Source organism: Pantoea sp. UBA5923 (assembly GCF_002431095.1).
Lineage (GTDB): Bacteria > Pseudomonadota > Gammaproteobacteria > Enterobacterales > Enterobacteriaceae > Pantoea > Pantoea piersonii.
This window is the reverse complement of sequence record NZ_DJDN01000012.1, coordinates 51,199-64,525: the sequence shown is the minus strand read 5'-3', so window position 1 is coordinate 64,525 and position 13,327 is coordinate 51,199. Positions and strand designations below refer to the sequence as shown.

Here is a 13,327-nt window from a genome sequence, read left to right as displayed (position 1 = left end):
TATGCGCACGCATCTGGTCTGGCTGCGTAACGACTTACGCATTAATGACAATCTGGCGCTGAATGCCGCCTGCCGCGACGCCGATGCGAAGGTGATCGCGCTCTTTATCGCAACACCGCAGCAGTGGCGTCAGCATGACATGGCGCCGAAGCAGGCGGCTTTTATCTATGACAGCCTGCTTGAGCTGCAACAGGCGCTGGCCGAACGCAGCATTGAGCTGCTGACGCAGGCGTGCGACGATTTTGCCGCGTCGGTTGACCTGCTGGTCGCTTTTTGCGAGCGTCACCGCGTCGATGCGCTGTTTTACAATTATCAGTATGAGCTGAACGAGCGTAAGCGCGATGCCGAGGCGGAGAAGCGCCTCGATCGCGCGGGGGTGGTATGCCAGGGATTTGATGACAGCGTTATGCTGGCGCCGGGCAGCGTCCAGACCGGCGACGGCAAGATGTACAAAGTCTATACCCCCTTCAGTAAAGCCTTCGTGCGCCGTCTGCAGCTCGCTCTGCCAGAGTGCGTCAGCGCGCCGAAACCGCGCAGCGGCGGCGCCGTTAAGGTAATACAAGCTGTAGAGCGCTTTGACTACCCGATGGAGGAGTACGACCGCGAGCGTTTCCCGCCGGGGGAAAAAGCAGCGCTGCAGCGCCTGCGCCATTTTGCCCAACAGCCGATAACCGACTACAGCGTGACGCGCGATACGCCGTCGGTGGATGGCACCAGCCGCCTGTCGGTCTATCTCGCTACCGGCGTACTGTCGCCGCGCCAGTGTCTGCATCGCGTATTGAAAGAGCATCCCCGCGCGCTGGAGGAGAGCAGGCTTTTTACCTGGCTCAACGAGCTTATCTGGCGCGAATTTTACCGCCATCTGATGGTGGCTTTTCCGGCGCTCTGCAGGCATCAGCCCTTTGTTGAATGGACGCGTCATGTTGACTGGCAGCGCAACGAGGAACACTTCACCGCGTGGAAAACAGGCAAAACCGGGTATCCCATCGTCGACGCGGCGATGCGGCAGATGAAAGCGCTGGGGTGGATGCACAACCGGCTGCGTATGATAACCGCCAGCTTCCTGGTGAAAGATCTGCTCATCGACTGGCATGAAGGGGAGCGTTATTTTATGCAAAACCTGATTGACGGCGATCTGGCGGCGAATAACGGTGGCTGGCAGTGGGCGGCATCGACGGGAACCGATCCTGTGCCGTACTTCCGCATTTTTAATCCAACGACGCAGGGCGAACGCTTCGACAGCCAGGGCGCTTTTATCCGTCAGTGGCTGCCGGAGCTGAAAGAGGTGCCGGACAGCGATATCCATCAGCCACAGCGCTGGGCAGAGAAAAACCACAAGAGGCTCGATTATCCCTCGCCAATCGTGGAACATAAGCAGGCACGTAAAAAGACATTAGACGCCTTTGTGCGCGCGAAAAACGCAGCCTGAGGCGGCCGGAGCCGTTATGAATCACTATGAACTTGAAAACATTGTCAACCAGCAGCTAAACAGCGGCGCTTTTAGCGACTACGCGCCTAACGGACTGCAGGTTGAGGGACGAACAGAGGTAAAAACTCTGATTACTGGCGTTACCGCCTCTCAGGCGCTGGTGGATGAAGCCGTGGCGCGCAACGCCGATGCGATTCTGGTGCATCACGGTTACTTCTGGAAAAGCGAGCCAGCGGTCATCAAAGGCATGAAGCGCAACCGTCTGCGCGCGCTGCTGGCGAACGACATTAATCTTTACGGCTGGCATCTGCCGCTCGACGCGCATCCGACGCTGGGCAACAACGCCCAGCTGGCGAAGCTGCTGGATATCGAGGTAAAAGGCGAAGTGCAGCCGCTGGTTTTCTGGGGCGAGCTGGCGACGCCGCTGAGCGGCGAGGCGCTGGCACAGCGCATCGAAGAGAGACTGGGGCGCGCGCCGCTGCACTGCGGCGATAACGCTCCGGCGCAGATCCGCCGCGTAGCCTGGTGCAGCGGCGGCGGTCAGGGCTTTATCGACAGCGCGGCCGCCTTTGGCGTGGACGCTTATATTACCGGCGAGGTCTCCGAGCAGACGATTCACAGCGCCCGCGAGCAGGGACTTCATTTCTTCGCCGCCGGACACCACGCTACCGAGCGTGGCGGCATCAAAGCGCTGGGCGAATGGCTGGCTGAACAGCATGGCCTTGATGTTACCTTCATCGATATTCCCAACCCCGCCTGATTTTTCTCCTGCTATGCGCCCGCTTTCGGGCGCAAATCTGTTGACACTTTTCTGACACTTTCGCATAACTATTCGCTTTATTCTGATAATCGTCAGCCGCGGCGCAGGTAGCGTAGCGGAAAAGTGGAGGTGGGATTTGCAACGAGCACGATGTTATCTGCTTGGCGAACAGGCGGTGGTGCTGGAGCTTGAACCACCGGTATCGCTGCAAAGCCAGCAGCGCATTTGGGGGTTGACGCAGCATCTGCAGCAGCATGAGCAGGTGGCGGAAGTTATTCCAGGCATGAACAACATTACGCTGCTGCTGCGCGACCCGCAGCAGAGCGCGCTGGACGCTATCGAACATCTGCAGCGCTGGTGGGAAGAGAGCGAGGCGCTGGAGGCGACGTCGCGGCTGGTGGAAATTCCGGTGATATACGGCAACGAGGCCGGCCCGGATCTGCAGGTGGTCGCCGATCACGCCGGCCTGACGCCGAAGCAGGTAGTGGAGCTGCACAGCAGCATCGACTACATGGTCTACTTTATCGGCTTTCAGCCGGGATTCCCCTATCTGGGCGGCCTTGACAGCCGTCTCCACACCCCGCGTCGCGCTGAGCCGCGCCTGAGCGTGCCGGCCGGTTCGGTAGGCATTGGCGGCAGCCAGACCGGCATCTATCCGCTCGCGACGCCCGGCGGCTGGCAGCTGCTGGGGCAGACGCCCGTTGCGCTGTTCAATCCGCAACAGCAGCCGCCTACGCTGCTGCGCCCCGGCGACAGCGTGCGCTTTGTGCCACAAAAGGAGGGCGTATGTTAAGGATATTGCGCGCAGGACTGGCCACCACCCTACAGGACAGCGGCCGCACCGGCTGGCGTCAGTCCGGTATCAGCGTCGGCGGCGTGCTCGATTTGCCAGCAATGCGCACTGCGAATCTGCTGGTGGGCAACGCCCCAGACAGCGCGGTGCTGGAGATCGTATTAGGCCAGTTTAAAGCGGAGTTTATGCGTGACGGCTGGTTCGCCCTGACCGGCGCGGCCTGCAACGCCGAACTGGACGATAAGCCGGTCTGGACCGGCTGGCGACTGCCGGTGAAGAAAGGGCAGGTGCTGACGCTCTCTATGCCGCTGCATGGCATGCGCAGCTATCTGGCGATCCACGGCGGCTTCGACGTCGAGCCTGTTCTCGGCTCCGTCAGCACCGATCTTAAAGCGGGCTTCGGCGGATGGCAGGGTCGCAAGCTGGAAGATGGTGACCGTCTGCCGCTCGGCAAGCCGACGCAGCTCTTCACCCGTAAAGCGGGCGTCCGCCAGCTGCTGTGGAGTAATCGCATCCGCGCGCTGCCGGGGCCGGAATATAACGAATTCAGCCGCGAGGCGCAGATGGCCTTCTGGCGCACGCCCTGGCTGCTCAGCCCGCAGAGCAACCGTATGGGCTACCGCCTGCAGGGACCGGAACTGAAGCGCGAAACCTCGCGCGAGCTGCTGTCACACGGGCTGGTGCCTGGCGTGGTGCAGGTGCCGCCGAACGGGCAGCCCATTGTGCTGATGGCCGATGCGCAGACCACCGGCGGCTATCCGCGCATCGCCTGCGTTATCGACGCCGATCTCTATCAGCTGGCGCAGATCCGTCTGGGCGAGCCAATTCACTTTATCCAGTGTTCGCTGCCGGTCGCTATGCAGGCCCGCATGCATCAGCAGCGCGCGCTTGACCATATGGCATGGGGACTTGCTGATGAAAATTGATCTGAATGCCGATCTCGGCGAAGGCAGCGGCAGCGATCGCGCGCTGCTACAGCTGGTCAGCTCGGCCAATATCGCCTGCGGCTTCCATGCCGGCGATGCTGAAACCATGCTGCAGTCGGTGCGCTGGGCGAAAGAGTTCGGCGTCGCGATTGGTGCGCATCCGAGCTTCCCCGATCGGGAAAACTTTGGCCGCACTGCAATGCAGCTCCCGCCGGAAACGGTCTACGCGCAGATGATCTATCAAATCGGCGCGCTGAAAAGCCTGGCGGAAAGTGAAGGGGAGACGCTGGTGCACGTTAAGCCGCATGGGATGCTCTATAACCAGGCCGCTGCCGACCCGGCGCTGGCGGACGCCATCGCCCGCGCGGTAAAAGCGGTTGACGCACGCCTGATGCTGGTTGGGCTGGCGGGCAGCGAATCTGTGCGCGCCGCGGTGCATCACGGTCTGCGCACGCGCGAAGAGGTGTTCGCCGACCGCGGCTATCTCAGCAGCGGCGCGCTGGTGCCGCGCAGCCAGCCGGGCGCGATGATCGAAGAAGAAGATCGCGCTATCCAGCAAACGCTGTCGATGGTTAAAGAGGGAAAAGTAGAAAGCATCAGCGGCGAGTGGATCGCCGTTAATGCGCAAACCGTCTGTCTACACGGCGACGGCGCGCACGCCTTATTGTTTGCGCAGCGTCTGCGCGATCGCTTCGCTGCCGAGGGGATCGCCGTCACCAGCGCCTGATTTTTCATACTTTGCCCGGCCTCGCAGCCGGGTTTTTCAACATAAGGGTCAACATGGACAACGTGATAAACCTCTGGCCGCTGCTGGGCATCGCAGCCATCGTGATCGGCTTTTTGCTGCGCTTCAATCCGGTACTGGTGGTAATTGTCGCCGGCTTTGTTACCGGCTTTGCCGCGCTGATGCCGCTGAGCGATATTCTGGAAAAACTGGGCGCGGGCTTTCTGAATACGCGCAATCTACCGCTGATCCTGCTGTTGCCGCTGGCGGTTATCGGCCTGCTGGAGCGACACGGCCTGAAAGAGCGCGCGCAGACCTGGATTGCGCAAATTAAAACTGCCACCGCCGGTCGTTTGCTGATTGTCTATCTCTTTGTGCGCGAGATTACGGCGGCGCTCGGCCTGACCAGCCTCGGCGGTCATCCGCAGATGGTGCGACCGCTGCTGGCGCCAATGGCCGAAGGCGCGACCGAAAACCGTTACGGCGAGATTTCACCAGAAGTGCGGCATCGCCTGCGCGCCATGTCGGCGGCGACGGATAACGTCGGGCTGTTCTTCGGCGAAGATATTTTCGTTGCCTTCGGCGCGATTATTTTTATGCACAACTTTATGCTGGAGTCAGCCAATATTCAGACCGAACCGTTGCATATCGCGGTCTGGGGCATTCCTACCGCCGTGGCCGCCTTTCTTATTCACTCGACGCGCCTGGTGCGTCTCGATCGCAGACTGGCGCGTGAGCTGCGCGTGCTGAACAACGAAGCGCTGAAAGCGAAAGGAGGCCGCTGATGTTTCAACAACAATATCTGATGTGGCTGGCGGGGCTTATTCTGCTGGTGGTCGCGCTGCTCTCCTGGCGCGATACCCATAACCCGCGCCGTCTGACGACCGGGTTGTTCTGGGCGCTGTATGGCCTGATTTTTCTGGTCGGCGACTGGACTACGCAGCTGATGAGCACGCTATTCGGCACGCCAGAGCTGGGCACGCGCTATCTGCACATCCTGGTTGGCGTACTGGTGGTCGCGATGGCGCTGATCGCCGGCTGCGGCGGCGTGCGGCTCGGACGTTACCATCAGCGCAGCGACGAGGAGAAGCAGGCAAGCGCTCGCCGTCTCGGCAATAAGCTGTTTCTGCCCGCGCTGGCGATCCCGGTCGTGACGGTGGTCGGCGTGCTGGCCTTTAACCATATTCCCGGCCTGCAGGAGGCGGTATTCGGCGCAGGCAACCATGCGACGCTGGTAACGCTCTTCTCCATGATGATCGGCTGTCTGCTCGGCTGGCTGATTGCGCTGAAGATGACACACGAAAAACCGGTACAGTCGATGCAGGAGACGCGACGCCTGCTGGATGCGATCGGCTGGGCTTTTATCCTGCCGCAAATTCTTGCCACGCTCGGTCTGCTGTTTACCAGCGCAGGCGTCGGCAGCGCGATTTCGCATCTGACGGAGAGCTACCTGGCCGTCGATAACCGCTTCGTCGCCGTGACGGTCTATACCGTCGGCATGGCGCTGCTGACCATGGTAATGGGCAACGCTTTTGCCGCTTTCCCCATTATTACCGCTGGCGTCGGCATTCCCATTCTGGTGCTGCAACATCACGGCGATCCCGCCATTATGGCGGCGATCGGCATGTTTTCAGGCTACTGCGGCACGCTGATGACGCCAATGGCGGCCAACTTCAATATCGTGCCCGCCGCGCTGCTGGAGCTGCCGGATCGCAACGCGGTGATCAAGGCTCAGGTACCAACCGGTGTGCTACTGTTAATCGTTAACGTGTTCCTGCTCTATTTCTTAATGTTCCGATGAGGTCGGTATGAAGACAGTATTGGTGACGGCATTTGAACCTTTCGGCGGCGAAAGTCTTAACCCTTCCTGGGAGGCGGTACACGCGCTTGACGGCAAAACGCTCGGCGGCGCCCGTATTGTGGCGCGACAGCTGCCGGTCGTCTTCAGCGATGTGCTGGGGGTGCTTTACGCCGCGATGGATGAGGTACAGCCCGATTTGATCCTGTCGGTCGGACAGGCGGGCGGGCGCAGCGATATTACTCTGGAGCGCATCGGCATTAACGTCGATGACGCGCGCATTCCCGATAACGCAGGGCAGCAGCCAGTGGACGAGCCGATTGTGGCGGACGGACCGGCGGGCTATTTCTCCACGCTGCCGATCAAGGCGATTGTTGCGGCGCTGCGCGAGGTGGGCATTCCCGCGTCGGTTTCGCAAACTGCCGGAACCTTTACCTGCAATCGCGTGATGTACGGTCTGCTGCACCGACTGCATACTCAGGGCAACCGCGTGCGCGGCGGCTTTGTGCATATTCCCTATCTGCCGGAGCAGGCGGCGCGGCATCCAGGCGCGCCCAGCATGGCGCGGGATAACGTTATGCAGGCGCTGGAGATCGCTATTCGCGTCTCGCTGGAGACGGAAACCGACCTGAAAGTCGTCGGCGGCGCAACGCACTAAGAGGACGAACATGCCAGAAGGACCGGAGATCCGCCGCGCGGCGGATCAGCTAGAAGAAGCGATTGTCGGCAAGCCATTGACGGAGGTCTGGTTTGCCTTTCCTGAACTCAAGACTTACGAGCCTGCGCTGCTGGGCGAACAGGTCAACGCCATCGAGACGCGCGGCAAAGCGCTGCTGACGCACTTTTCCAACGGCCTGACGCTTTACAGCCATAATCAGCTGTATGGCGTCTGGCGCGTAGTAGAGAGCGGCCAAGTGCCAGAAACGAAACGCCAGCTGCGCGTGCGGCTGGCGGTCGCCGATCGCGCCATTCTGCTTTACAGCGCTTCCGATATTGAGCTGCTTAATGCCGAGTCGCTGGCGGCGCATCCGTTTCTCAATCGCGTCGGGCCAGATGTGCTCGATCCGCAGCTTGATGTGGCGACGGTGCGTGAAAGGCTGCTGTCGCCGCGCTTTCGCCGTCGTCAGTTTAGTGGGCTGCTGCTCGATCAGGCGTTTCTGGCGGGTCTGGGCAACTATCTGCGGGTGGAGATCCTCTGGCAGGCGGGCCTGCTGGCGCAGCATCGCGCGCAGGAGCTAACGGATGAGCAGCTTGATACGCTCAGCGAGGCGCTGCTGGCGATACCGCGTCACTCTTACCGTATGCGCGGCACAATGAAGAAGTATCATCACGGCGCGGCGTTTCGCTTTGAAGTGTTCCATCGTCAGGGGAAGAAATGTCGTCGCTGCGGTGAGATTATTCAGAAGGGGACGCTCTCTTCGCGGCCTTTTTACTGGTGTCCCGGTTGCCAACACTAAGCGAAAAATGAGCAGTACAGGTGGCGCGATAGTTCGGGAAGCGGGTGACTGGGCTCGAAGAGCAAAGCGTCCCGCGCCAGGGAAGTCGCGGGCCGAGCGAGCAGGGATGCGAAAAGCGACTTTGCGATCGAGCCCAGTTACCCGCGTTGGCACAGAGCCAAAAAGCAAAAGCGGAGATTTCTCTCCGCTTTTTATACTGCCTTAATCTTCTTTTTTCAGCGCAGAGGTAAATTCGCGCTCGGTATAGCCGGTATAGAGCTGACGTGGACGGGCAATTTTCATGCCTTCGTCGTGCATCTCTTTCCAGTGCGCAATCCAGCCGACGGTACGCGCCATGGCGAAGATCACAGTAAACATTGATGACGGAATGCCCATCGCTTTCAGAATAATGCCAGAGTAGAAGTCGACGTTCGGGTAGAGTTTGCGCTCGATAAAGTAAGGGTCGTTCAGCGCAATATGCTCCAGCTCCATCGCCACTTCCAGCAGGTCATCCTTCATGCCCAGTTCGTTCAGTACTTCATGGCAGGTTTCGCGCATAACGGTCGCGCGCGGATCGTAGTTTTTGTACACGCGGTGACCGAAGCCCATCAGGCGGAAAGAGTCGTTTTTATCTTTCGCGCGGCGCACAAATTCCGGAATATGCTCAACGGTGCTGATCTCTTCCAGCATGCGCAGCGTGGCTTCATTCGCGCCGCCGTGTGCCGGTCCCCACAGCGAGGCGATGCCTGCCGCGATACAGGCGAACGGGTTAGCGCCGGAAGAGCCAGCGGTACGCACAGTAGAGGTAGAGGCGTTCTGCTCATGGTCAGCATGCAGGATCAGAATACGGTCCATGGCGCGCTCCAGCACCGGATTCACCTTGTACTCTTCGCAAGGCGTAGCGAACATCATATGCAGGAAGTTACCCGCGTAGGAGAGATCGTTGCGCGGATAAACAAAAGGCTGGCCGATAGAATATTTGTAGCACATTGCCGCCATGGTCGGCATTTTGGAGAGCAGACGGAACGCGGCGATTTCACGGTGACGCTCGTTATTCACATCCAGCGAATCGTGGTAGAAGGCTGCCAGCGCGCCGGTGACGCCGCACATTACCGCCATCGGGTGAGAGTCGCGACGGAAGCCGTGGAACAGACGGGTAATCTGCTCATGGATCATGGTGTGGCGGGTCACGGTCTCGCGGAATTCTTCAAACTGCTGCTGCGTTGGCGCTTCGCCGTTCAGCAGGATATAGCACACTTCCAGATAGTTGGAGTGGGTCGCTAGCTGATCGATAGGGAAGCCACGATGCAGCAGGATACCTTCATCGCCGTCGATAAAGGTGATTTTGGATTCGCAGGACGCTGTAGAAGTGAAACCCGGATCGAAGGTGAAAAGGCCGTTTGAACCCAGAGCGCGGACATCAACCACATCCTGGCCCAGCGTGCCTTTCAGTACGTCCAGCTCAAGTACCGATTCATCTTGTAGGGTTAGCGTCACTTTTTTATCTGTCATTTTCGTCTCCATAGCGCCTTATGTAAGTATGGATCTTAGACACCTGAAAAGCGGTCATGTTGCGGTCGCCATTAACTTCACAATAACACTCTGCGGTAACAACGCGGGTGCAGGGTACAGAGTGAGAGGCGTGTCCCGACAGGGAACGAGGCAGTCATGAAAATCTGCATATCGCGGTTGTTAAAGATCCGGTCTGGACATAACTTCCTGGTAATCAACAACCTGTTGTTTTAGGGTGCTCACAATCAGAATGTTACATAACTTGTGCTTAGGGGAAAGTGTATCCCCATAACTTTTGTGCATCACTGGGGTTTGATGCCCTAGTTTGTAACTGAATTGTTGAACTTTTGTCAAATCAGATAATTAAATTTGTATTAAATGTGAAATTCGTGAGTCAGATCACTGTTTCACTCAAATGTACCCAAAGAGATTGTAGGGTAATTGTAATAAGAATGTGATCGTCCTATACTGCCGCCAGGTCTCCGGAAACCCCCTGACACCAGGAGCCACCCAGCGTTTCTACCGCGTCAATTAACACTGGATGTTGCTGATTTGGTGACGGTTAAAGTCTGAACACACCTGTGATTCGACTCCGCCTCAGGGACCGGAGGAAGCAAAATAAAAAAGAGCTGTGTGGGCAAAACCGTGAAAAAACAAAGACCTGTCAACTTGGATCTCTCGACGATCCGGTTTCCCGTTACTGCAATATCGTCCATTCTCCACCGCGTTTCCGGCGTCATTACCTTTGTGGCTCTCGGTATCCTGCTCTGGTTGCTGGGCACTTCTCTCTCTTCCCCGGAAGGTTTCCAGCACGCTGCCGCCATTATGGATAGCTTCTTCGTGAAGTTTATTATCTGGGGCATTCTTACGGCGCTGGCATTCCACACGGTGGGCGGGATTCGTCATATGTTGATGGATTTTGGTTACCTGGCTGAGACGCTGGCTATTGGCCGTCAATCTGCCTGGGTTTCCTTTGGCATTACTGTCGTGCTTTCAATTTTGGCTGGAGTTCTCGTATGGTAAGCAATGCATCCGCGTTGGGCCGTAGCGGCATTCAAGACTGGCTGCTGCTGCGCGCTTCGGCAATCCTCATTACGCTCTATATCATTTACCTTGTCGGCTTTATCGCCCTGACCGATACGCTGACTTATGACGTCTGGCGCGGTTTCTTCGCCTCGTCATTCACTAAAGTCTTCACCCTGCTGACGCTGTTCTCCATTCTGATCCACGGCTGGATTGGAATGTGGCAAGTGCTGACTGATTACGTCAAGCATCTGGCCGTCCGTCTGATTCTGCAAATGGCGATCGTGGTCGCGCTGCTGTGGTATGCAATCTATGGAACTGTTGTGGTGTGGGGTGTGTAAATGAATTTGCCAGTCAGAGAATTTGATGCCGTGGTGATCGGCGCAGGCGGCGCAGGTATGCGTGCCGCACTGCAAATCTCCCAGTCGGGCCAGACCTGCGCCCTGTTATCAAAAGTTTTTCCTACCCGTTCCCACACCGTGTCTGCGCAGGGCGGTATTACCGTTGCGCTCGGCAATACCCATGAAGATAACTGGGAATGGCACATGTATGACACCGTTAAAGGTTCCGACTATATCGGCGACCAGGACGCGATCGAATATATGTGTAAAACCGGCCCGGAAGCGATTCTGGAGCTGGAGCATATGGGCCTGCCGTTCTCCCGTCTGGAGGATGGTCGCGTCTATCAGCGTCCGTTCGGCGGCCAGTCGAAAAATTTCGGCGGCGAACAGGCTGCGCGTACCGCGGCGGCGGCGGACCGTACCGGCCACGCCCTGCTGCATACGCTCTATCAGCAGAATCTGAAGAACAAAACCACCATCTTCTCCGAATGGTATGCGCTCGATCTGGTAAAAAACCAGGATGGCGCCATCGTCGGCTGTACGGCGATCTGCATTGAAACTGGCGAAACCGTCTACTTCAAAGCGAAAGCGACTATTCTGGCGACCGGCGGCGCAGGCCGTATCTACCAGTCAACCACCAACGCGCATATCAATACCGGTGACGGCGTCGGCATGGCGCTGCGCGCAGGCGTGCCGGTGCAGGATATGGAGATGTGGCAGTTCCACCCGACCGGCATCGCTGGCGCGGGCGTACTGGTGACCGAAGGCTGCCGCGGCGAAGGCGGCTACCTGCTGAACAAACACGGCGAGCGCTTTATGGAGCGTTATGCCCCGAACGCCAAAGATCTGGCAGGCCGCGATGTGGTTGCCCGTTCTATGATGATCGAAATCCGCGAAGGACGCGGCTGCGACGGCCCGTGGGGCCCGCATATCAAGCTGAAGCTCGATCACCTGGGCGCAGACGTGCTGGAATCGCGTCTGCCGGGCATTCTGGAGCTGTCGCGCACCTTCGCGCATGCCGATCCGGTTAAAGAGCCGATTCCGGTTATCCCGACCTGCCACTATATGATGGGCGGCATTCCGACCAAAGTTACCGGCCAGGCGCTGCGCGTTAATGCGCAGGGCGAAGATGAAGTCATTCCTGGCCTGTTCGCCGTCGGTGAAATCGCCTGCGTATCGGTTCACGGCGCCAACCGTCTCGGGGGCAACTCGCTGCTGGACCTGGTGGTGTTCGGCCGCGCGGCCGGCGTACACCTGATGGAGTGCATTGAACAGCAGGGGCCGCTGCGCGACGCCACGACGGAAGAGATCGACGCCGCTATGGCGCGCTTCAACCGCTGGGAAAACAATACCACTGGCGAAGATCCGGTCGAAATCCGTAAAGCGCTGCAGCGCTGCATGCAGAACAACTTCTCAGTATTCCGTGAAGGCGATGCGATGAAGCAGGGTCTGGAAGAGCTGAAACAGATTCGCGAACGTCTGAAATCAGCCCGTCTGGATGACCGTTCACCGGACTTCAATACCCAGCGTATTGAGTGCCTGGAGCTGGATAACCTGATGGAAACGGCTTACGCCACGGCGGTTGCGGCGAACTTCCGCACCGAGAGCCGCGGCGCGCACAGTCGATTCGACTACCCGGATCGCGATGATGAAAACTGGTTGTGCCACAGTCTCTACGTCCCCGAAACCGAAAGCATGACGCGCCGCGAGGTGAACATGCAGCCGAAACTGCGCGCGGCCTTCCCGCCGAAAGTGCGTACATACTAATTGCGGAGACGATCATGAGACTCGAGTTTTCTATTTATCGCTACAATCCTGAGGTCGACGCTGCGCCGCGCATGCAGGATTACACTCTGGAATCGGAAGACGGGCGCGACATGATGCTGCTGGACGCGCTCATCCGTCTGAAAGAGAAAGATCCGACGCTGGCGTTTCGTCGCTCCTGCCGTGAAGGCGTGTGCGGCTCCGACGGCCTCAATATGAACGGTAAAAATGGCCTGGCGTGCATCACGCCGGTCTCGGCGCTGGGCAACGGCAAGCAGAAGATTGTGATCCGTCCGCTGCCGGGCCTGCCGGTTATCCGCGACCTGGTTGTGGATATGGGGCAATTCTATGCGCAATATGAGAAGATTAAGCCTTACCTCTTGAATAATGGAGAGAATCCGCCGGCGCGCGAGCATCTGCAGACGCCTGCCGAGCGTGAGCATCTGGATGGTCTGTATGAGTGTATTCTCTGCGCCTGCTGCTCAACCTCCTGTCCGTCGTTCTGGTGGAACCCGGATAAGTTCGTTGGTCCTGCTGGTCTGCTCGCCGCGTATCGCTTCCTGATCGACAGCCGCGACACGGAAACCAATGCGCGCCTGGACAATCTGAGCGACGCTTTCAGCGTTTTCCGCTGTCACAGCATCATGAACTGTGTGAGCGTGTGTCCGAAAGGGCTTAACCCGACGCGCGCCATCGGCCATATCAAGTCGATGCTGCTGCAACGGAATGCATAAAACCTTATCCGTCCGGGAACCTCAGGTTCCCGGCGTTTTACGGAAGCCTTGCTAAGCGCGGCGGCGCCACGCTTAGCAAGGTTCCCT

14 protein-coding genes are annotated in these 13,327 nt (G+C 58.6%); 13 read left to right on the top strand and 1 reads right to left on the bottom strand.

All coding sequences use genetic code 11. From position 1 onward, the window contains the following. The first annotated feature begins 1 nt into the window (after position 1). The 9 genes from phrB to nei all read left to right on the top strand — a co-directional run bounded on the left by phrB (position 2) and on the right by nei (position 7,887). Entirely contained in the window at positions 2-1,429 is a 1,428-nt protein-coding gene (gene phrB, locus B3797_RS02910; RefSeq protein ID WP_311790328.1) for a deoxyribodipyrimidine photo-lyase, read from the top strand. 16 nt (positions 1,430-1,445) lie between these two features. Next, positions 1,446-2,189 carry a type 2 GTP cyclohydrolase I gene (locus B3797_RS02905; protein WP_311781992.1) on the top strand — a complete coding sequence of 248 codons (744 nt, stop codon included), beginning with the start codon at positions 1,446-1,448 and terminating at the stop codon, positions 2,187-2,189. Between the two features lie 136 nt (positions 2,190-2,325). Then, positions 2,326-2,982, top strand: a complete 657-nt coding sequence (gene pxpB, locus B3797_RS02900; RefSeq protein ID WP_311781991.1) for a 5-oxoprolinase subunit PxpB — start codon at positions 2,326-2,328, stop codon at positions 2,980-2,982. Continuing rightward, on the top strand, positions 2,976-3,908 hold the full coding sequence (pxpC, locus tag B3797_RS02895) for a 5-oxoprolinase subunit PxpC (protein ID WP_311790327.1): 933 nt from the start codon (positions 2,976-2,978) through the stop codon (positions 3,906-3,908). The genes pxpB and pxpC overlap by 7 nt, the downstream gene beginning before the upstream one ends. Beyond that, entirely contained in the window at positions 3,898-4,635 is a 738-nt protein-coding gene (pxpA, locus tag B3797_RS02890; protein ID WP_311790326.1) for a 5-oxoprolinase subunit PxpA, read from the top strand. The genes pxpC and pxpA overlap by 11 nt, the downstream gene beginning before the upstream one ends. Before the next feature lie 53 nt (positions 4,636-4,688). After that, positions 4,689-5,417: a DUF969 domain-containing protein gene (locus B3797_RS02885; protein WP_311790325.1), complete on the top strand. Its 729-nt coding sequence runs from the start codon at positions 4,689-4,691 to the stop codon at positions 5,415-5,417. Then, positions 5,417-6,433 (top strand): DUF979 domain-containing protein, encoded by a 1,017-nt coding sequence (locus B3797_RS02880; RefSeq protein WP_311790324.1) that lies wholly within the window; start codon positions 5,417-5,419, stop codon positions 6,431-6,433. The genes B3797_RS02885 and B3797_RS02880 overlap by 1 nt, the downstream gene beginning before the upstream one ends. 7 nt (positions 6,434-6,440) lie before the next feature. Continuing rightward, a complete protein-coding gene (gene pcp / locus B3797_RS02875) occupies positions 6,441-7,088 on the top strand; it encodes a pyroglutamyl-peptidase I (protein ID WP_311790323.1) in 648 nt (215 codons plus the stop codon). Positions 7,089-7,098: 10 nt separating this feature from the next. Further along, positions 7,099-7,887 carry an endonuclease VIII gene (gene nei / locus B3797_RS02870; protein ID WP_311781985.1) on the top strand — a complete coding sequence of 263 codons (789 nt, stop codon included), beginning with the start codon at positions 7,099-7,101 and terminating at the stop codon, positions 7,885-7,887. Between the two features lie 201 nt (positions 7,888-8,088). Here nei and B3797_RS02865 read toward each other — a convergent pair whose 3' ends face one another. Beyond that, entirely contained in the window at positions 8,089-9,378 is a 1,290-nt protein-coding gene (locus tag B3797_RS02865; protein ID WP_126688556.1) for a citrate synthase, read from the bottom strand. Positions 9,379-10,011: 633 nt separating this feature from the next. On the opposite strand from B3797_RS02865, the gene sdhC reads away from it, so the two are divergent. Genes sdhC through B3797_RS02845 form a run of 4 tightly spaced genes read left to right on the top strand, consistent with a single transcriptional unit; the run spans position 10,012 to position 13,240 of the window. Next, positions 10,012-10,401: a succinate dehydrogenase cytochrome b556 subunit gene (gene sdhC, locus B3797_RS02860; RefSeq protein ID WP_311781984.1), complete on the top strand. Its 390-nt coding sequence runs from the start codon at positions 10,012-10,014 to the stop codon at positions 10,399-10,401. Beyond that, on the top strand, positions 10,395-10,742 hold the full coding sequence (gene sdhD / locus B3797_RS02855; RefSeq protein ID WP_311781983.1) for a succinate dehydrogenase membrane anchor subunit: 348 nt from the start codon (positions 10,395-10,397) through the stop codon (positions 10,740-10,742). The genes sdhC and sdhD overlap by 7 nt, the downstream gene beginning before the upstream one ends. Beyond that, a complete protein-coding gene (sdhA, locus tag B3797_RS02850) occupies positions 10,743-12,509 on the top strand; it encodes a succinate dehydrogenase flavoprotein subunit (protein ID WP_311781982.1) in 1,767 nt (588 codons plus the stop codon). It abuts the gene before it with no gap. A gap of 14 nt (positions 12,510-12,523) precedes the next feature. Beyond that, the gene (locus B3797_RS02845; protein WP_120451469.1) at positions 12,524-13,240 is read left to right on the top strand and encodes a succinate dehydrogenase iron-sulfur subunit; all 717 of its coding nucleotides are present in this window, start codon (positions 12,524-12,526) and stop codon (positions 13,238-13,240) included. Positions 13,241-13,327 lie beyond the last annotated feature (87 nt).